The following is a 20293-nucleotide window of genomic DNA, read 5'->3' as shown; positions in this document are numbered from 1 at the left end:
CTCAAATAATCTTTTTTAATTTTTTAATGTTTAATTAAACCATAGCCTAATCTTTAAGTCTGTTTAAAATCAATAAAATCAAAGCAGATATTCCAAGCAGCAATGATATTGCCAATGTAATTTTAGAAGGCAGTAGGAATGCAGAAACATTGCCATCGTAAGTGTTGGCAGATCCCATGAAAAAACCACTTATTACAGTAAACATAGCCAAGCTAATGCTTTTTCCAACATCCTTGCTTGTTGAAAGCACCGCAGATGCATTACTCAAATCCTTTTCACTGACCTGAGTCAATACAAAACGATTGTTTGGCGAGGAAAAAAGACCATGCCCAATTCCCTGAAGGATACATGCAACCAAAAGCATATAAAGCGGCACCACATCCATGAAAAACAATAATAGAACATCAATTAAAATGAAGACTAATGCAATGGAAGATATAATCCTCTCATCAACCCTATCCGCTAATTTTCCGGCAAAACTGGAGACAAATACAACTGCAACAGGTGTTGAAAGTAAAAATAATCCTGTCCATCGACTATCATATCCCAAAACATACTGCAAATAGAAATTAAGAATATATGATGCGATAAATGCCATGGCATACATAACAAAAGCGGAATAATTTCCAATCAAATATTTTAGATTTCTAAAAATTCTCAAGTCATAACGAGGATTGGAGATATGCCTTTCGAAATATACAAAGATGCCAAAAATTACCAGACTTGCTATTATCACTTCCAGATTATTGTTGTCCAGTCTGGCAATACCATAGAGGAAAAGAATCATAAAAATGACATAGAGTATCGAACCTACATGGTCACTAATTTCAATACCCTCAATATACCATTCCTTATCCAATTTAATCAATATCAATAGAGTAACAATATAAACTGGAATCAATACAAGGAAAATTACCCTCCAACCGAAATAATAAACGATAAATCCGGAAACTGTATTCGACAAGCATAATCCAACATAACCGCAGGAGCCCATTATTCCCAATGCAGAACCCAACCTGTCGGAAGGCAGCTGCAATGTAACAATGACATACATGGAACTGTTGATGACAGCAGTGGCAATTCCCTGAAGAAATCTTGAAAACATAATCATATTAATGTCTGCTGCAAAAGCCGAAAGCAATAATGCAAAAATCATCAGCAAAAGGCTGATTTTCAGATATCTTCCAATCCCATATTTCGAAACATAGGTTCCTAAAGGAACCATCAGTGAAACTGAAGTAATTAAAAAAACCAGGTTGATAGCGTTTTCCATTTCAAAATCCAAATGCAAATTCGAAGACATTGAAGGCAAAGCTACAATAACCATATTTGCTATGAACTGCACGCTAAACAAAAGCAAGCAACCAATTATCGTTACCCATTTATCCTCAACAATTTTATTCATAATTAATTATATTGAATTCCATCCATATTAAATAATAATCATTAGCCATGTTTGTGGAAAATGCAAAGAAAGTCAATAATGTGCTCAATCTGAGAAATTATCCAAAAATATCAAAAATTACTTTTTCAAATGCTTTTGCAAAATTCAAAACATTTAACATCGAAGTATGTACCATTTATTTAGTAGGTCAAAAATCAATTACATTACTATTTATAAGCTAATAATGTCAATATTTCATCAATAAGGTGAAACAATATGAATCCGATTACTGTTGATTGTGATAAATGTATTGTCTGTTTGAAATGTGTTGATGACTGTCCTAACTCATACCTGTTTTTAGAAAATGATGAAATTCACACAAGCCAGAAAGGATGCATGGAATGCGGTCACTGCTATGCAATATGTCCACAAGGGGCAATAACCATGACCAATTACGACTTCATTGATGAGGAAGTTGTTTTAATGAGTGAAATTGACTCTGAAACATTGCTCAATGCAATGAAAAGCAGACGTACAATCAGAAAATTCAAGCCGGATTTGGTTGAAGATGAAAAAATAGAAAAGATTCTTGAAGCAGGACGTTATTCTCCAACCGGAGCAAACAAGCAGATGATTTCATATACAATACTGGGATCCAAGCAAAAAGAAGCAGAGGAAATATGCTTAAACCTATTCAGAAAGGGTAAAAAATTCGGGTCTGTTTTTGCAAGCTATTTGAAGAGAATGGAAATAGATGATGACTTTTTCTTTAAAGGTGCTCCATTAGTTATAGTTGTTGCAAGTAAAAGTACGGTTGACGGAGGTCTTGCAAGTTCATATATGGAAATTATGGCAGAAAGCCTAGGACTTGGAGTATTGTACAGCGGATTTTTTGTAATGTGCAGTAAAATGAGCCGCAGCCTTAAAAAGCTGCTCGATTTGGAAAAGGGATATGATGTAGTTACATGCATGGTAATTGGATATCCTGATGTGAAATATCAAAGAATTGTTCCCCGCAAGGAACTAAAAGTGAAAAAGCTTTAAAGAAGATATTTTTTACAGAATTATTCAATTTTGAATACTGTAAAGCATTGAAAAAAAATACTTATAAGTATCATCCTAACCAAATATTATAATACAAATATTTTGGAGGTATAATTTGAACAAACTTACAAAAATTTTAACAATTTTAATAATAACAATTTTTGCCATCACTGCAGTAAGTGCAGCAGACAATTCAACTGATGACAACATTGGCATAGAAGATGCAACTAATGAAATTGTTAGTTTGAATACTACCGGCACTTTTACGGATTTATCTAATGAAATAGATGAAGTTGAGGATGGAGGCGTATTGAATATCACAAAAGATTACATATACGAATCCGGCTCAAAGGATGGAATAACAATTAACAAAAGCATTACCATTAATGGAAACAACCACAAAATTGATGGTAATAGCCAATCAAGAATATTCTCCACATATGATGGAAACATCACATTAAAGAATCTTATTCTGATTAATGGAAACCATGAAAATGGTGGAGCAATATATGCACATAAAAATATAACATGCAACAACGTTGTTTTTGAAAACAATCATGCTGCAAAAAACGGTGGTGCAATATATGTTGAAACCGGCCTCAATGTAGACAATTGTATATTTGACGGGAATTTTGCTCCAGAAGGAGGAGTAATATTCATCAAAGTCCGAGCTATAGAGAATTATACATTGGTTGGACCCGGAGATGACAGTGATTACTTAAATGATACTGGCAATTATACATATAATGAAACCGATGATGACAATGAAAATTTCACGGAAGGCAATGAAAGTTCTTCATATGATGATTCTCTAAAAATTAATTTCTATATTGAAAATTCAATTTTTAGAAATACAAACAATATAACTCGAGGAATGGTTTATTGTAGTTCAGACCAACACTTATCAGTGAAAAATTCAATCTTCATGAACTCAACAGCAGCATATTCAACAGCAATATATGCAACAAATTCATATGTAACATGCAACAACACAAAATTCATTAACCTATATGCCACAAAGACTGCAGGAGCTTTGGCATTTACAGATACATGCTACCCCACTATTGACAATTGTAGTTTCGTGAATGTATCCTCATTGAATAATGCAGGATGTATCTTAAATGACGTAAACGGATGGAGCAGAGGAAATGCTGCAACTTTATTAATAAATAATACGGAATTCATCAATTCACACAGCAGATACGGCGGCGCTTTAATTCAACTTGGAGGAAAATTGGAAATTCGAAATTCCAAGTTCATCAATAATTCTGCTGTCTATTCAGGCGGTGCAATCTATACTTCAAATTTAATCGTGCAAAGAGTTAACCTTACTGATATTACCAGCACAAAAACAATAGAATATCCCGCATTTGAAATCGTGAATTCTACATTTACTAATAACAAATTGGATTTCACAGATGATTTGTCAAATGGTGGAGCAATATGTGCTGATACAAGCATTTTAAATATAACTGGTTCCAGATTCATCAACAATACAAAAAATGCAATATATGTATATTCAGGAGGATATATTATAAAGAATTCAGTTTTTGAAAATAATACAGAAGCTGTCCATAGTTTATACATAAAAGATTCTATTTTAAATGACAATGACTATGCAGATGACATTTTAGTTGAAAATCTTACCGATACCAATTATGTTCTTATAATGAATGGAACCGGCTTGAAAATAAAATTAATAAACAATACAGTAACTGTTGAAAATCTCCCAGCACGTTATGACTCCCGTGATTGGGGATGGGTGAGTTCAATAAAAGATCAAGGATTTTCCGGAGGCTGTTGGGTTTTCTCAACATGTTCAGCATTAGAAACCGCCTTGCTTAAATCAACCGGAATTGAGTATGATTTATCCATACAAAACATACAGAAAAACTTATTAAAATACTCAAAATACGGTAACAGTGATATTACCGAATCAGGATTTACATACATGGCCTTAAGTTACCTTCTTGGCTGGTATGGACCAATATCTACAGAATATGATTCATTTGACATATATGGAAAAATCGACCATGTAATTTTTACAAATGAAACAATCCACATCCAGGATGCCGAAATAATCGATAGACGCGCAAATACATCAGACAATGCCAAAATAAAAGAAGCCATATTGAAATATGGTGCAGTAACAGGAGATCTGTTTATAACATACCTATCCCCCTATTTCAATACAAACACTTCTGCATGGTATTACAATGAAACTAAAGAAACACATGCAAGTCATGCAATTTGTGTTGTTGGATGGGATGACAATTACCCTGCAAGCAACTTTTTAATAACCCCACCAGGAAACGGAGCATGGATCATTAAAAACAGCTACGGCAAGGACAAATATGATAACGGATTCATATATGTGTCATATTATGACACCGTATTCGGAAATGACAGTCAATTTATCGGATTCATACTTGAAAACACTGAAAACTACAATAAAAACTATCAGACTGACATTAGCGGAATGTTTAACTTCGAAACCAAAGCAGAAAATTATACCTATAAAAATTCATACCAATCAATTGGAGATGACTTCATAAGTGCTGTTGGAACCTACTTCAACGAAAAAAATGAAGATTATGTTGTCGAGATTTATGTTAACAACAAACTGAAATTAACACAAAATGGCTCATCCCCATTTAGAGGATTCCACACCATCAAGTTAAGCAAAAGCATTCCTATAAAACAAGGAGACATCTTTACAGTTGTTATGAAAACACATTCCGTTCCTTTATTAAATGAGACAAGAGTTCTTTCCAAAGCAAACGTTTCATTTGTTGACGATGGAACAGGATTTAGAGATGTAACCCTTAAAAATCAAGCCCTTCCTCTAAAAGTTTATACAAAACCTTTAGAAAATTTAACAACAACAATAAAGGCTTCTGATGTGACTACCGTATACAATGGTGGAAAATACTTGACTGCAACCGTTAAAGATGTTTACGGTGATGTGCTAACTGGAGTTAAGGTAACCATTAAACTTTCAAATGGAGCTGTCAAAACACTAAAAACAAATAAAAACGGACAAGTCAAATTGCCGTTAAACGGTTTGGTTCCAAAAACATATACTGCAACAGTTACTGTAAATGGCTTTGGAAAGTATGTTAAAACCACTGCCACTGCAAAAATAACAGTTAAAAAAGATACACCGAAAATATCTGCTAAAGCAAAAACTTTCAAAAAATCTTTAAAAACTAAAAAATATACAGTGACAATGAAAAACAGCAAAGGCAAAACAGTCAAAAACCTTAAAGTTACATTAAAAGTGAATGGTAAAACTTACGTTGCTAAAACCAACTCAAAAGGAAAAGCAACCTTTAAAATTACCAAATTAAGTAAAAAAGGTACTTTTAAAGGCAAATTGACCTTTAATGGAAATACATTATATAAAAAAGCAACCAAAACTGTGAAAATTAAAATTAAATAGGAATCATCCGATTCTTATTTATTATTCTTTTTTTGATAGACTCCATGAATATTAAACGCAGATATATCCTTTTAAGACCAGCTTCACTTTGTTAAAATATAATACTTTTCAGCATTTCAATCAACTACCTTTAAATTTCAATAATCTTTTTGTGCATTTCATCAGCGACATATCGCATCTTAAAGACTCTGTAAAATAGCTATTTATATTGATTTCAATAGAGTATCATTTACAATTATCTAGATTCAAAGAGAGTAATATTATGAATGCAAAAGAAAGAACAAAACAACATTTTAACGAAACTGCCGAGCATTATAACAATTCAAAAGATGGAAAATTTGTCGAACCTATGTATGAAAATCTGGTTAAAGAGATTTCAAAATCAAAAAGCGGAAAGATTTTAGATGTTGGATGTGGAAATGGAAATCTGTTTGAAATGCTTCCGGATGAAAAATATGAATTGACTGGAGTTGACTTTTCTGAAAACATGATAATAGAAGCAAAAGACAAATGCAAAGATAAAGCATCATTTTTAGTAGCTGACGCTGAGAAATTGCCTTTCGACAATAATACATTCGATATTATAGTTTGCAATGCATCATTTCACCACTACATTCATCCAGATATTGTCCTAGCGGAAATGCAACGTGTCCTAAAAGAAGGAGGAAAGTTATTAATCGGAGATCCTTATGTTCCAACTCTTGTAAGACCAATGATGAATTTGCTGACAAAATTTTCACCTAATGGAGATTATCATTTTTATGGAGAAGTGGAAATGAAAAAACTATTCATACAAAATGGATTTAATCCAGTTTCTTTTCAAAAAACAGAAGAGCACACAGCATTACATATTGCTGAAAAATAGTATTTGCTCAATCAATCAATGCCCGACATTTAAATTGAAGTCTGCTTTTGAACTTGACTTAATTTTAGAATTAACATAATATTTGAAATATTTCAACCATTGGTCAAGACAATCCAATTTTAATCAAATTAATCATCACCCCCTCATTAATTCATTATCAGAGCTGAATCTTTTTAGAGAACTATGAAAAAAATATAAGCAATAAAAAAGAAATACAATAGCAGGATATAATTAATGTTTGACATATCCATTCAAAAGACATGAAAAAAATTTTTATAAACGTAACACTATTTTGGAGGATTAATAAAAATGAATGAAACTATTAAGGAACACTCCTGGGTTCCATTGATAATAGTGGCTTTAGCTTCATTTATTATAGCTTTGGATGCGACATTCATGAATGTTAGTATTTCTCAGGTTGTTGCTGATTTGAATACTGATGTGAGCACCATTCAAATGATCATGTCATTTTATACTCTCATCACCGCTGCATTCATGCTACTAAGCGCCAAGCTTCAGGACATAGTCGGTAAAAAGAAACTGTTTTTAATCGGTACTGCACTTTATGGTGTCGGTACATTTACTGCAGCAATAAGTTCAAGTGCTACAATGTTATTTATAGGATGGTCAGTAATTGAAGGTATTGCTGGAGCATTGATGATGCCTGCTACCGTTTCCATCATAAGTGGAACATATTCAGGTGAAAAACGTACAGTTGCTCTAGCAATTGTAGGTGTAATGGGTGCAATTGCAGCTGCTATCGGCCCGCTCTTCGGTGGAGTCATGACAACATTTTTAAGTTGGAGATACGGATTTGCATGTGAATTAATAATCGTTTTCATTATTTTACTAATGCAAAGCAAAATACCTAACTTCGTACCTACCGAATCCAAAAGCGATTTGGACATTACAGGTGCCCTAATTTCATTTGTAGGACTTGTTTTATTAGTTTTAGGTATTTTATCCCTATCTAAAGATATCACTACCAGCGTAGCGACAATAATTTTAGGATTAATTGCATTAGTCGGTTTTGCATTGTTTGAAATCAGAAGAAAAAGAAACGGCAAAGTACCATTGCTTGATATGGCATTATTTAAAGATAGAAATTTACGTGTGGGCAGCATTATTTTGTTATTATCTTACCTTGCAATGGGCGGAGCATTGTTTGCAGTTTCCCTATTCTTGCAAAGCGTATTAGAGTTAAATGCATTCAATACAGGTCTGACCACACTTCCATTGACTATGGGCTTGCTTATTTTTGCAGTGCTGGCTCCAAGCTTAACTGGAAAAATGAAACACAAGACAATCATGGCAATAGGATGTATAATGTCAATCGCAGGATGTATGCTTTTAAGCTATCAGTTCAGACTGGATACATCAACACTGGATTTAATCCCAGGACTATTCGTAATGGGAGCAGGACTTGGATTTTTAATGGCATTATGTACTGATATTTCATTAGTCAACATTTCTAAGGAAAGTCAAAATAACGCATCAGGAGTTAATACAACCAGTCAGACATTAGGTGAATCATTAGGTACAGCAGTTATCGGAATAATTCTAATTCTTGGAGTTTTCGGAGGCATTTCCCATGCAGTCGACATATATGCTCCAGAATATTCAGGAAATGAAACATTCCATCAAGAGGCTTATGATTACTTTCAAAAAGTGGGCAGTATAAACGAAATTAAAGAGAATGCTACCATTGAGGATATTGTAAATATCATTATTCAGGATACAATGGCATTCGTAATGGAGGTAACGGCCATTATTATGGGAATTGTGTTTATCCTGACATTGCGACTGCAGGATAAGAAAAACTAAAACATAATGAGAGATTATCTCTCATTTACTTTTTTAAAATGACTTTTTCAATAATCAATTGGTGATATTCCATTACAAACGTGCTGATTTTTGAATGAAATTCAATCAGGAGTTATTATTTTTTTCTACCTATAACTACCATATTGACAATAGACAATACAAAAATAATTGTTAAGCATAGTATAGGTTCAATGAAAGCCACAATCATTGCTATTATAAAAGATATAATTTTTGATAATTATTACCACATTTAATTGTATAAAAATCTTGTGCAATTTAATATTGACACAGCCATTTAAAAAAATAGTTATTTCAAAATTATAATCAATATAATTTAACTAATTGAAAATAAATATAATCCAAATTTAACAATTTAAAAACCATTATTTATATCCTTGATTGAAAAACTCATGATTATTATAAAATAAAGCATCACCAATATGAAAAATCAAAGATTAAAGGAATTAAGTTTTAATTACTTTTAGTTACAATAATAGAAAACTTTATATACTAACAAAAAGTAATGCAGAGAAAAATCGCATACTTACTATTTTGTCAGAATCTATCTAATCAAAAATTTCAATTTTGAGTAAGTATATTTTTAAAATTTTATTTACAAATGGTAACTACAAAAGTAATTGTATACTTACTCCATTCTTAACAAATAACAACAAATTTTTTCACAAAACATTAATCATCAACCTTAATCATCAACCTTAATCATCAACCTTAATCATCAACTAACATGATTTTTTTATTATTAATTAAAATTGTTTAAATCATAAAATAAGCAATATAAAGAACTTTAAAAAATTAATCATCAACCAAAAAATATGTTAATCATCAACCACATAAATTATAATAATTAAGAAAAATAAGTTGATATTATGTTTGAACCTAAATTTACATACACCGATAAAATTGTAAATTATATTGCTGAAATCGCTTCAGCTAAAGAAGTCATCAGTAATGCAAAAATAATCCCATTATATGACACCAAATTAAAACAGGATGCACTTATTAGATCTTCACATTACTCAACATCAATTGAAGGAAATCCTTTAAACTTAGATGAAGTAAAAACATTAATCAACAACAATCAAAAACCAACTACAAAAGCAGAACAAGAAGTATTAAATTATTTCAATGTATTAAATCATTTAGATCAATATTCTGATAAGGTTATTGCCCCTGACACAATCCTATCTGTGCATAAAGATTTGACTAAAGATTTATTAAAAAATCCTGAATATGAGGGTAAATTTAGAGACACTCGTGTATTTATTGGCAATTTGCATACTCAAAAAATAAATTATGTGCCGCCAGATGCTTATAAAGTACCAGGTTTAGTAGATGAGTTATTAGATTGGTTGAACAATTCAACCGATGAAATTTATCCAGTTATTATCGCAGGAATTCTTCATTATGAATTAGTACGTATACATCCCTTTGTTGATGGAAATGGACGTACCAGCAGACTTATGGCAACATTAATTCTATCAGTTCACAAATTTAATATCAATGACTATTTCACTTTAGACGAATATTACAATCATGATAGGCAGGCTTATGTTGATGCACTACACAGTGCCGATAAAAACCATGATTTGACAAATTGGCTAGAATATTTCTGCTGTGGAGTATTATACTCAATCAATAAAGTTAAATCAGAAGTATTAAAATTATCCGAAATAACATCAAAATATGATAGTACTATTCAATTAACTCCAAATGAAATTTCCGTATTAACTCTACTTGAAGAAAAAGAACATATTCAAAATAAGGATATTCAAGAGATGTTAAATATTACTTCCCAAGCCAGCTATAAAATTATTAGAAAACTAAAAGATAAAAAATTAATAGAAAGTAGGGGAAAAGGTAGAAATACAGAATATATTTTGAAATAAAATAGGAATCATCAACCTTAATCATCAACCATCATAAATTTTTTATTTTTAATTAAAATTATTTAAATCACAAAATAAGTAATTTAATAAATTTTAAAAAATTAATCATCAACCAAAAAATATGTTAATCATCAACTAGCGAATATGTTAAATCAAATGAAATTCTGGAAATATTCAAAACTTGTATTTTTGTATATCTAAGTTTAACCGATTTGATTTCAATATGGCAGTCGTTAATGTCATGTTGCCTATTCCTATTAAAGAAAAAATTACTTCTCAATTAAATAAGCATATTTGTTCTTTTTTAATTATGGATTTTAATTCATTTAATTTTTCATTATTATCATCCAATGTTAAACTTTTATAATATATCTTACAAAAAATTTTGAAAGGTATACTGACCATAATCAAATCATAATGGGTTAATTATGTTTTTTACAAACTAAATATAATTTTTACTTGAGAATGGAGTAAAATAAACATATTTATACTATTAAATCAAATGTTATAAGTAATCAAACTCTTGATCCAAAAGGTGGTGATATTTATTTTGAACAGGATAATATTGCCAATGATGGGATTTAAAACAGACGTTTTAATGAACTCTCCTCTTGGCAAACACATCAAATTAAAGGGAGGAATCCTTTATGAGTATTCGAAAAAAATTTTGTATAGGAATGCTCATATACACCATCATATCGTGGTGTTTGGCATTCTTCATCATATGGATTACATATAATTAATCCGATGCCATCGATTTCTCCTTTAAACTGTAGGAACTATCAAATATTAGAATCATTGTTTAGCGATAGCTTTTAATAAGCTATGTTTGGGTTTGTTGGGTCTAATCGACACTTCCTATGGTTTATAAATTAAAAAATAATAAAGTTTATATACAATCTGTTTCATAATATTCAATAGAATTTAAATCCACATTAGGATATATAAATTCTAAACTTTAATTTGATGTGTTTCAATGTCTACCTGTTCAAACATGCATGCCATGTTGTAGGCATTGAATTCTATCTTTTACTAATTTTAAAAATCTTTCAAAGAATTTCTTTTCACTGAATTAATTTTATAAACCGTCTATGCCATAATATTCATTAGAGTTTAAGTCCCCTTCTAGACATGATTAAATTCTAAAACATTTGATTTAATGGATTTTTAATCCAATGCCCATCTGTTTCAACATGTTTTATCATGTTGTAGGCATTGATTTAAATTAATACTCTTTTTGGTTATTTTATACATCTCTTAATTTAAATCGAATATTATGAAAAGTAATATTCAAAACAAATATATCTTACCCAAAGCATATTCTGAAAAAATTGTATAGTTACCCCCCAATTAAAAGCATTATAAACCAAAAAGAAATATGATTTTACATAATTTAAACCATTGAATAATCCCCATTATTAATATTAAGAAAATAATTAAATAAATTTATAAAATGGCCCATTATTTATATTAAAAATCAAAGATTAAAGGAATTAAGTTTTAATTACTTTTAGTTACAAAAATAGAAAACTTTATATACTAACATAAAGTAAATAAAATATAATCAAATGTTTTTAAATAAATACGGAGTGTGAAAAAATGGTAGATGGAGAAACTATCGAAACCAAAATTTCCGATAAAAAAGACGAATTTGAAGAAAAAACTGATGAAAAGAAAGATGACATGAAAGACAAATACGAAGAAACAAAAGAAAAAGGCAAAACCATTGCAGACAATGTCATTAGCGACTTATCAAGAAGCATTGATGAATTTAAAGAAAACCTCAAAAGCATGCAAAAAGCAGCAGACAAAAAATATGCTGACTACAAAAAAACTACTGTACAAAGCTTAGATGTTGACTTGGTTGAAACCGATGATGTCTACTATATCAAAGCAGCAGTCCCTGGAATTGACAAAGAAGACATTTTAATTGAAGCTGGAGACAACGACATCAGTATTGAAGCTACATTCGTCCCATATATCGAAGAGTTTGAAGAAGATGAAGCCGAACTTATTGTCAACTCCTTAAAATCAGGAAGATGTGTTAAAACCATCAGATTTGAAAACAGCATCGACTTAGAAAACATTTCAGCAAAATTCAACAACGGAATGGTAATCATAAGCATTCCAAAACTAATCATACCAAAACATAAAGTAAATGTGGAATAATCATTCTACATTCCTTTCCTTTTTTTTATGAAAATCTTTTAAAAAAAATAGTTTAATGTAGATTGAATCTACATCTAATATCTTACTTTTCCGATGTGTCTTGTTGCACCAGGATCTTCGCCGTTGAAGTGTGCCAAGTAATATACAAACCATTCAAGAGGAATAACCAAAACGAATGGAGACAATAATTTATCCACTTCAGCATAGTCTGCGAGCTTATATATTATTGATTTGGCTTCAAGATTTTCGCAAAAGTCAATTGCCTTTTGAGTTATTTCATCGGATTCAAGATCTGATGTTAAAAATATTACAGGAACATCCTTTTCAGCCCTTTCAATCAATCCGTGACGGAATTCTGCTGAATATTCAGGGCATGCATGTTTGATTGCTCCTTCCATAAGCATGGTCATTGCCAGTTTGTATGCAAGACCGAAGTTCGGACCGCTTCCAAGACAGTAGAAAATGTCTTCTCCAGCATATTTTTCAGCCAATGCTTTGTTGTCCTCTTCAGTTGTAAGCAATAGTTTTTCCAGCATTTCAGGCATTTCACCCAATTCTGACAGGAGTTCATCCTTGTTTTCATAGTCTGAAGCGCTGAATAATATTTGATATAGACAGGCAAGTTGGGTGATATAAGTTTTTGTACCTAAAATAGCTGTTTCTGTCTCGCATCTGGTTATAATTGGAGTTTTAGCTTCTTTTATCATTGAGCTTTCAGGTTCGTTTGAAATTGAAACTGTGTGAATGCCGTATTCATTAGCTCTTCTCAGTGATGATAAAGTATCAGCGGTTTCGCCGGATTGGGAAGTGAAAATAGCCAATGTGTTTTCGTCTTGCTGTAATTTCTTATTGTAGTAAAATTCATAGCCTGTGTAAACTTCAATGTTAATGTTGGTGGTTGACATCCTTATTGCATCTCTGACGCTGTAGCAGGTTGAAATTGAACTGCCGCAACCGATTAAATATACCTTGTCAACATCGCCAATCAAATTTGAAACCTCTTCCATTTTGGAAAATTCACTTTCAAAAGTGCTTTTAAGTGAATCAGGTTGTTCCATCATTTCATCATACATTTTATATTTCATAAGCTAAACTCCTTAAAATCAATTAATAATATTAAATATGTTGTTAAAACATATATAAAAGTATTTTTAAAATAACAAAAAACAAGGATAATTATGGAAATCGATTTAAATTTAATTGGGATGAATAGGGGAAAGCAGTATGAAACAATAATCACCACTGCCAACTGTGAAAATGTCCAAAATGCAGCGCCCATTGGAGTGCTTTGTTCTGGAAAGGATACCATTTTATGCAGAATTTTTAAGGGAGGTAAAACCCTGAACAACATCATATCACAAAGGGAATTTACCGTAAACATCACACACGACCCCGAACTGTTTACATTATCCACTATCGGCAATCTTTCCCAGGAATATTTCAGCAATGACAATTCCCTCAGGGGCGTTGATGCCTATTTCAAATGTGAGGTAATCAGCATAAAGGAAGCCGTAAAGCAAAGTGATCCCATCAGAAAAAATGGAGAGGCGAATGTCATAAAGTCCAAAGTTACTGATATGGTTATCAATAAAGAAGTCCAGGCATTTAACCGGGCTTTCAGCTGCCTCATAGAAACCTTGGCCAATTTCACCCGTTTCGATTTGGTTGATGAAGAAAAAAAGCAATACTATTTAACAAGATTCAGGGAATGCAGCCGTGTCGTCAACAAGGTTGGTGGAAAAGAAGAAAAGCAGTCAATGGGTGAGATAAAAAAAGAATTAATAAAAAGGGGATATGAAATTTAGTCCACAATCACGTCCATGAATTCAAAGTTATCCCCGTCGAACAATCCCTTATCTGATATTTTTATTGAAGGAATCACCAGAAGCGCCATGAATTCCATTGTCATGAACGGTGCGTCGAAAGTGCATCCGAGTGCTTTCACCATCTGCTGAAGCTTTGCCAATTTTTCTGCAACGACATATCCGTCTTCATTGCTCATAAGCCCTGCAATCGGGAGTTCTAGAAAATCGCTGGCTTCATCACTTACAACTGCAATTCCACCATGATTGTCTATCACCATGTTTACGGCTTTTGCCATCATTTCAGAATCATATCCGATAGTGATGATATTGTGTGAGTCATGGGAAATGGATGCTGCAACGGCACCCATCTTAAGGCCGAAACCATGAATGAATGCATTGGAAACATTATCATGACCGTACCTTTCTACAACTGATATCTTCAGCACATCCTGGAAAATGTCTGACTGGACTATTCCATCATGGACATTTAATTTTGCAGTCATCTTTTTGGTCAGCAGTTCACCGTTGTAACATTTTATCACATTGACTGTGCACTCATCACCGTCATAATGTATGTCGAAATCGCTTGCGGTTTTTCTTGAGGCGAAAATTGAATTTTCCGAATTAAATTCCGGAACGTCAAAGAGAACATTTTCACCGTCGAAAACACATTCCCCTCCAATGTATGTTTTGAGTACATTGAAGTTTACCAAATCATCTACAATGACAAAATCCGCATCATATCCTTCCCTGATACAACCGCAGTTTAAATTATAATGTGCAGCCGGATTGATTGTAACCATTTCAACAGATTTGAAAGTATCTATTCCCAATTCAGTCGCTTTTTTAATGGATTTATTCAAATGCCCGCTGATTAGGTCCTTTGGATTCTTATCGTCACTGACTATGAAATCAAATATTGGTGTGTTGATTCTTTTTTCCAACACTTCAGTCGGAACCAGAGAAAATTCATCCTGATTTCTGATGAACTCAATACGTTTTGAAATATCGAAAAGAGCCTCCATATTTTTAGCAGATGAACCATCACGTACCATAATTTTCATACCTTTCAACTTTTTTTCAATAGCTTCCCCAAAAGTACTGCATTCATGATCAGTAAGTATATATTGTGAAAGGTATTTATCCAAATCTTTACCAGTAAGCAATGGGGCATGACCGTCAATCGGTTTTTTGGACTGCCTTGCATATTCCAGTTTCTTGAGGACTTCCTCATCCCCATTTATGACACCTGGAAAATTCATCATCTCGGCAAGCCCGACAACATCATCCATTTCAAGCAAAAATTTGATATCCTCAGAATCAATTACTGCACCTGAAGTTTCAAATGAAGTGGCAGGTACGCAAGAAGATGCTGTAAAATAAAACTTAAATGGAACTTCAGAAGCGCTTTTCATCATTATTTCAATGCCCTTAAATCCCATGACGTTTGCAATTTCATGAGGATCGCAGACAACAGAAGTGGTACCGTGGCGCACCGCAATCTTTGCGAATTGTGCAGGAGTAAGCATGCTGCTTTCTATATGAATATGAGCATCAATCAATCCAGGAACCACAAGACCATCGACATCCAGCTCGGTGTCTTCGGTTATCAAAATTGGAGCGACCTCCTTGAAGATGCCATCCTCTATCCTGATTCTTGCGGGATAAAATGAGTCAAAAAGCACATCCAAAATATAAGCTGTAAATTCCATGTTATTCCTCATTCAACGCATTGTATAACAAAGGCATGAATGTTCCTATATCGGTTACAATACCTACAACCTGTGCGCTTCCCCTGTCGGATAATTTGGTAACTGTGGATGGGTTGATATCCACGCAGATACTTTTAACCCTTGAAGGCAATAGGTTACCCATTGCGATTGAATGAAGCATTGTTGAAATCATCAATACCATGTCAACTTCCTGAGCATATTTTCTCATGAGCTTTTGGGCTTCAATGACATCGGTTATTACGTCTGGAAGAGGGCCGTCATCACGGATTGAACCTGCAAGGACAAATGGAACCTCATTTTTAATGCACTCATACATTATTCCACCAGTTAGGGTTCCGTCTTCAACAGCTTTTCTAATGGAGCCTGAATTGTTGATTCTGTTGATTGCCCTCATGTGGTGGGTGTGGCCATGAGCTACGATTTTACCGGTTTCCACTTCGATTCCAAGAGATGTGCCGAAGAGATTTGATTCAATGTCGTGGGTAGCAAGAGCATTACCTGCCATGATGACATCTATGTAACCATCCCTAATCAATGATGCAAGGTATTTTCCGGAACCTGTGTGTACTATAGCAGGACCCCCTACAATACCTATTTTTCCTCCTTTGGCTTTGATTTCCTTCATTTCCTGAGCGATACCATTTATTAGATTCATCAAAGGCTTTTCTGAAGATACATCACTGTTCATGAATTCGAATACCTGGTGTTCATCCCTTGATCTTTGAGGAGGGGTTACCCTGACCCCGTCAAGGCCAACGACAATCTTGTCTCCCGCCTCGATATTGGAAATAGGCTTTACGAATGCCCTGTTTTCATCTTCGTCAACTACAACCAGACAGTCCATTTCTATATCTTCAACAGGAATCCAGTTTCCCTTATAGTAAATGTGTGTGGCATGATTGGAAGATGAATAAAAACCTTCAGGAGCAACTTTATCTTTGGTTGATGCAACAAGATTGACCTCCTTGATTTCATGGATTGATGCTCCAAGAACAGACAGTTCGTCAAGTATTGCATTCAACAGTTCGGGAGAATATGCGGAAACTTCAATTTTTGCATGACTTACATCTGATTTTTTACGTCCAACATCGATTTCCAAAATGTCAAATTCCCCTCCTTTTTCCATAATTATTGCCATGGTCTTAGTTAAGGCCATTGAATCAATAATATGACCGGAAAGTTCAATAATTCTTTTATTCATAATATTTTTGCTCCATTTTTAGTTAATATTATAAATTTAGTTTTGGTGATATTTAATGGTATGGTTAAGCTTTGAAAAAAAAAGAAAAAAGATAATTTCAATTTCTATAACTTTCCCTTGAAATTATCAGTTATTTGTAAAATACTTTCCTTGAAATATGCATTTGAAATAAATGCGCTAACTACTCCAAAAATAATTATGATAAGCAAATGCCCTCCAAGAAATCCCTGATATAATCCGGCGACAAACGAACCGAAAAGAAATTCAATCAATGGAGTTTCCAAAAGGCCTAAAATTAAGCCAACTATAAATCCAAAAACTATTGCATTGATTTGATTGCCAACAGCCGCCGCAAAGAATCCGGCACTCAATATTACTGCAATAACAAAAGAATACCATGAAAATCCTATTCCCAAACCAATTATGGATAAAATAATCCCCACTATTAATGCAATTATAGAAGGCTTGACCAGTACATTAAAATCGATTTTGCCTGCAGAGGAATGGGAGGTTGGAGCGTTATGCTTGTTTTTCTCACCAGTGAATACGTTTGCCCCGCATTCCTGGCAGAATGTGGTGTTGGCGTCAACTTCCCCGCCACAATTTGGGCAAGTTCTTTTTGAGGTCTGTTCGATTTTTTCTACCTTGGCCCCACATACCTGGCAGAACACAGCATTTTGAGACAATTCACTGCCACAATTTTTACATTTCAATGCCGAATTTTCAATTTCAACTTTGCTTCCGCAACTTGGACAGAATGAATCCGAATCCTTTAGCGGTGCCCCGCAACTGTTGCATGTTGAGATTTCTTCCTTTTTAACTTCAACATCTGATTTTGACAAATCATTTCCGCAATTCGGGCAGTTTTGAAAATTATCATCAATCTCCAATCCACAGTTACTACATTTAACCATCTAATCACCAATCAACCGAATAGCAAATCCTTTTTGAGTTGGTCAAATTCATCTCGAGTAATCGCACCGCTTTCAAGTAATTCCTGGAATTCCTTTAATTGCTGTGCTTTTGTAGGCTCGGATGTTGGATTTTGAACAACAACTGTCTGCGGTTTTCCCCTTAATGTTTCAAAGAGATCTATCAGATTTTGACCGAATTTATAGCTTGGAAGTCTGATTTCATATGAAGTGTTGTCAACCAATTTGATTAGCAATCTGTCAAACATGTCGGCACTGTCATTGTTTGTAATCATGTCTTTGAATCGTGTGGCTTTAAGTGATTGAATATCATTTTTTATTGAGCGTCTGATATCGTTGGCTGATGTCCATCCCCTTTTGGTAATATCTTCATATCTACTTTCATCACCTAACCTTTTTGTGACTCTCATTGATACGATTTTATCAAAATAGAAATTGTTTATTCCTGCATTGACCTTTTCCCAGTCCCTGTTGTCAATTTCCATGAAAACAAATTTATCTTCTTTTATGAGGAAAAATCCATCAATGATAGTTTCATTACCCAAATCTCTTTTCAACAATCTGTTTACCGGAATTCCAAATACTGCAGTGTCAACAACATCATTAGTCAATTGGTGTTTAGTTGTAGTCTGTTCCAACTTATTGAATCTTTTAACGCTGGTTAAAAAATAATCTTCATCTTTTATGCCGAATTCTTCAGCCAACATATCATATCTTCTAATAATCTCATCGTGACGTGCCTGCCATTCCTTTTGAGAATGAGATGAGCCGAAACCAACTCCATTATCCAACTTATGTCCGCATTCACGGCAAAATGTTGTGTTTTTACCATTTTTTGTACCGCATTTCGGACAGACATCAGAACCTGCTTCATATTTTTCTACTTTTTCACCACAGTTAAAACAGAAATCAGATCCGACAACTTCCGCTCCACACTTACTACACTTTACCATAGTTTAACCCCAGTTATTTTGATCAATGGACTTTCTAATCTTATTTCCCCATGAATTTTCTTCAATATCATCAACTGTAGCCTGCAGATTATTTGAAACATCTGCAATAGAGGAATTTAAAGCATTGATTTTATTGTCCAGAATATCTATTTCCAACTTCATGAATCCTTTTTCAATGTCGCTGTAGACCTTTGAAGTTTCTTCAGAAATAATTTCAACATCAGTTCCCTCATTTAGCATGTCCATCAATCTTAAAAATACATGCTCCTGATGCTGCTTTTCATATTCCTTGATATCTGCAATAGCATAAATCTTATCCAGCAGCATTTTAATTACATTTATGAAATCTTCCCTGTCGGAATGTTCATTGACATTGCTTGGGACAATATCAGTTTTCAATAAAAATAATGAATCAATAACATCTTCATTTTTTAAAACCAAAGAATATCCTTTACCGTTAATGTATACCAAAGCAATGGATTTATTGTCGTAAATCGTAATTTCAACTTTGGAAAACTCTTTAGGTATGGATAGAAAATCCAAATTACGAACTAACATTTTTATTCACCTATTTAAATTCAACAGAATGTGCATATCTTTTCAAGTCATTGAGATTGTGTCCTCCAACAAAAACAGCTTCACTGCCATCATCATTTGCAGTGCCTACAAGATATGGTGGCATATTTCTCATTCCGATATCATTGGTCAATACAAATAAATTTCCATCATTTTGCTCAATTTTATACAAATATGATGTATTTAAACCATTGAGAGAATGTTGCAATGCATTTGATTCACCTTCAACCAGCAGTGAATTATTATAATAATAAACAACGAATTCATTTTTATCCAATTCACAGCCGGCACTATCTTCCCAATATTCAGCGGCGCAACCTAATGCACCATTGGGGCGGCACCATGCAACATCACTATAATGCTTGCCCAAAGGAACATTCATTGTAAAATGCCCATCAAAATCATAAGTAGAACTAATAGGCATTATAATGATTAATGCAACAATAACAACAGGAATT

15 protein-coding genes are annotated in these 20293 nt (G+C 33.2%); 7 read left to right on the top strand and 8 right to left on the bottom strand.

What is annotated here, in order from left to right:
• Positions 1–46: 46 nt before the first annotated feature.
• Positions 47–1405, bottom strand: a complete 1359-nt coding sequence (locus QZN45_RS05815) for an MFS transporter (protein WP_296801418.1) — start codon at positions 1403–1405, stop codon at positions 47–49.
• Positions 1406–1660: 255 nt separating this feature from the next.
• On the opposite strand from QZN45_RS05815, the gene QZN45_RS05810 reads away from it, so the two are divergent.
• The 6 genes from QZN45_RS05810 to QZN45_RS05785 all read left to right on the top strand — a co-directional run bounded on the left by QZN45_RS05810 (position 1661) and on the right by QZN45_RS05785 (position 12635).
• Positions 1661–2428 carry a nitroreductase family protein gene (locus QZN45_RS05810; protein ID WP_296811816.1) on the top strand — a complete coding sequence of 256 codons (768 nt, stop codon included), beginning with the start codon at positions 1661–1663 and terminating at the stop codon, positions 2426–2428.
• A gap of 115 nt (positions 2429–2543) precedes the next feature.
• A complete protein-coding gene (locus QZN45_RS05805; RefSeq protein ID WP_296811815.1) occupies positions 2544–5870 on the top strand; it encodes a C1 family peptidase in 3327 nt (1108 codons plus the stop codon).
• Between the two features lie 208 nt (positions 5871–6078).
• Positions 6079–6735 carry a class I SAM-dependent methyltransferase gene (locus tag QZN45_RS05800; RefSeq protein WP_296811813.1) on the top strand — a complete coding sequence of 219 codons (657 nt, stop codon included), beginning with the start codon at positions 6079–6081 and terminating at the stop codon, positions 6733–6735.
• A gap of 309 nt (positions 6736–7044) precedes the next feature.
• Entirely contained in the window at positions 7045–8559 is a 1515-nt protein-coding gene (locus tag QZN45_RS05795; protein WP_296801973.1) for an MFS transporter, read from the top strand.
• Between the two features lie 887 nt (positions 8560–9446).
• Entirely contained in the window at positions 9447–10466 is a 1020-nt protein-coding gene (locus QZN45_RS05790) for a Fic family protein (protein WP_296811811.1), read from the top strand.
• A 1599-nt stretch (positions 10467–12065) separates the two neighbouring features.
• Positions 12066–12635 carry an Hsp20/alpha crystallin family protein gene (locus tag QZN45_RS05785; protein ID WP_296811808.1) on the top strand — a complete coding sequence of 190 codons (570 nt, stop codon included), beginning with the start codon at positions 12066–12068 and terminating at the stop codon, positions 12633–12635.
• Positions 12636–12709: 74 nt separating this feature from the next.
• On the opposite strand, the gene QZN45_RS05780 is transcribed toward QZN45_RS05785, so the two are convergent.
• Complete coding sequence (locus tag QZN45_RS05780) at positions 12710–13720, bottom strand: SIS domain-containing protein (RefSeq protein WP_292606764.1); 1011 nt, start codon at positions 13718–13720, stop codon at positions 12710–12712.
• 93 nt (positions 13721–13813) lie between these two features.
• Here QZN45_RS05780 and QZN45_RS05775 point away from each other — a divergent pair, with 93 nt between their 5' ends.
• Positions 13814–14440: a DUF447 domain-containing protein gene (locus tag QZN45_RS05775; protein WP_296811805.1), complete on the top strand. Its 627-nt coding sequence runs from the start codon at positions 13814–13816 to the stop codon at positions 14438–14440.
• Here QZN45_RS05775 and ade read toward each other — a convergent pair.
• The 6 genes from ade to QZN45_RS05745 form a co-directional block, all read right to left on the bottom strand.
• A complete protein-coding gene (ade, locus tag QZN45_RS05770; RefSeq protein ID WP_296811803.1) occupies positions 14437–16152 on the bottom strand; it encodes an adenine deaminase in 1716 nt (571 codons plus the stop codon). The two genes, QZN45_RS05775 and ade, sit on opposite strands and share 4 nt — an antisense overlap.
• 1 nt (position 16153) lies before the next feature.
• On the bottom strand, positions 16154–17374 hold the full coding sequence (locus QZN45_RS05765; RefSeq protein WP_296811801.1) for a TIGR00300 family protein: 1221 nt from the start codon (positions 17372–17374) through the stop codon (positions 16154–16156).
• A gap of 104 nt (positions 17375–17478) precedes the next feature.
• A complete protein-coding gene (locus tag QZN45_RS05760) occupies positions 17479–18288 on the bottom strand; it encodes a zinc-ribbon domain-containing protein (protein WP_296811798.1) in 810 nt (269 codons plus the stop codon).
• A gap of 11 nt (positions 18289–18299) precedes the next feature.
• Positions 18300–19259, bottom strand: coding sequence for a zinc-ribbon domain-containing protein (locus QZN45_RS05755; protein ID WP_292606755.1), 960 nt, complete (start codon positions 19257–19259; stop codon positions 18300–18302).
• Between the two features lie 3 nt (positions 19260–19262).
• Positions 19263–19817 carry a hypothetical protein gene (locus tag QZN45_RS05750; protein WP_292606753.1) on the bottom strand — a complete coding sequence of 185 codons (555 nt, stop codon included), beginning with the start codon at positions 19815–19817 and terminating at the stop codon, positions 19263–19265.
• Between the two features lie 10 nt (positions 19818–19827).
• A complete protein-coding gene (locus QZN45_RS05745; RefSeq protein WP_296811792.1) occupies positions 19828–20259 on the bottom strand; it encodes a hypothetical protein in 432 nt (143 codons plus the stop codon).
• Positions 20260–20293: the final 34 nt, after the last annotated feature.

It is taken from the genome of uncultured Methanobrevibacter sp., assembly GCF_900314695.1.
GTDB lineage: Archaea > Methanobacteriota > Methanobacteria > Methanobacteriales > Methanobacteriaceae > Methanocatella.
This window is presented reverse-complemented; position numbering and strand designations above follow the sequence as displayed.

What these genes read in the sequence shown, in the direction of transcription:
- QZN45_RS05815 (WP_296801418.1), bottom strand. Translation starts at nt 1,405, where the DNA reads ATGAATAAAATTGTTGAGGATAAATGGGTAACGATAATTGGTTGCTTG.
- QZN45_RS05755 (WP_292606755.1), bottom strand. Translation starts at nt 19,259, where the DNA reads ATGGTAAAGTGTAGTAAGTGTGGAGCGGAAGTTGTCGGATCTGATTTC.
- QZN45_RS05745 (WP_296811792.1), bottom strand. Translation starts at nt 20,259, where the DNA reads ATGCCTATTAGTTCTACTTATGATTTTGATGGGCATTTTACAATGAAT.
- QZN45_RS05765 (WP_296811801.1), bottom strand. Translation starts at nt 17,374, where the DNA reads ATGAATAAAAGAATTATTGAACTTTCCGGTCATATTATTGATTCAATG.
- QZN45_RS05810 (WP_296811816.1), top strand. Translation starts at nt 1,661, where the DNA reads ATGAATCCGATTACTGTTGATTGTGATAAATGTATTGTCTGTTTGAAA.
- QZN45_RS05795 (WP_296801973.1), top strand. Translation starts at nt 7,045, where the DNA reads ATGAATGAAACTATTAAGGAACACTCCTGGGTTCCATTGATAATAGTG.
- QZN45_RS05780 (WP_292606764.1), bottom strand. Translation starts at nt 13,720, where the DNA reads ATGAAATATAAAATGTATGATGAAATGATGGAACAACCTGATTCACTT.
- QZN45_RS05750 (WP_292606753.1), bottom strand. Translation starts at nt 19,817, where the DNA reads ATGTTAGTTCGTAATTTGGATTTTCTATCCATACCTAAAGAGTTTTCC.
- QZN45_RS05760 (WP_296811798.1), bottom strand. Translation starts at nt 18,288, where the DNA reads ATGGTTAAATGTAGTAACTGTGGATTGGAGATTGATGATAATTTTCAA.
- ade (WP_296811803.1), bottom strand. Translation starts at nt 16,152, where the DNA reads ATGGAATTTACAGCTTATATTTTGGATGTGCTTTTTGACTCATTTTAT.
- QZN45_RS05775 (WP_296811805.1), top strand. Translation starts at nt 13,814, where the DNA reads ATGGAAATCGATTTAAATTTAATTGGGATGAATAGGGGAAAGCAGTAT.
- QZN45_RS05790 (WP_296811811.1), top strand. Translation starts at nt 9,447, where the DNA reads ATGTTTGAACCTAAATTTACATACACCGATAAAATTGTAAATTATATT.
- QZN45_RS05785 (WP_296811808.1), top strand. Translation starts at nt 12,066, where the DNA reads ATGGTAGATGGAGAAACTATCGAAACCAAAATTTCCGATAAAAAAGAC.